The following is a 407-nucleotide window of genomic DNA, read 5'->3' as shown; positions in this document are numbered from 1 at the left end:
ATTTACGGTGAAGCCGGTGCAGATCAGTTCGAGCAAGCTTGGACGAAAAATCACATCGAAGCACAAGCAAACCTCGTCACAGCAGCCATCAACGATGACAAAAAAATGATGGCTGACGCTCAAAACATGCTTAAAATGTTCTCGAACGACTTCGGTGCGTTCCTCGGAGCAGCAACGGAAGAAAACCTTCCGACGAAAGCAGCACAAGAAGCAGTCGCTGGCCATGAAACATATGTCCAAGACACGTTCATGCAGTACACGGAAGGCGACTACAAAGGATCAGTCGATACGTTCCGCGAGTCATATGCTTACATGTACGGTGTCGGTGAAAACCTCGGTAACGCGATCGTCATGCAATCTCCTGAGAAATTCATGGACGGTACACCAGGTTCAATGCCGAACACAGG

Annotated in this window: 1 pseudogene; it reads left to right on the top strand. The window is 48.9% G+C overall.

Going from position 1 to position 407, the window contains the following annotated elements:
- Positions 1-407, top strand: a pseudogene (locus tag KNQ02_RS15565) (copper amine oxidase); the annotation flags it as partial.

The organism is Exiguobacterium sp. s102, from assembly GCF_018618635.1.
In the GTDB taxonomy this organism is placed as follows: Bacteria; Bacillota; Bacilli; order Exiguobacteriales; family Exiguobacteriaceae; genus Exiguobacterium_A; species Exiguobacterium_A oxidotolerans.
This window is presented reverse-complemented; position numbering and strand designations above follow the sequence as displayed.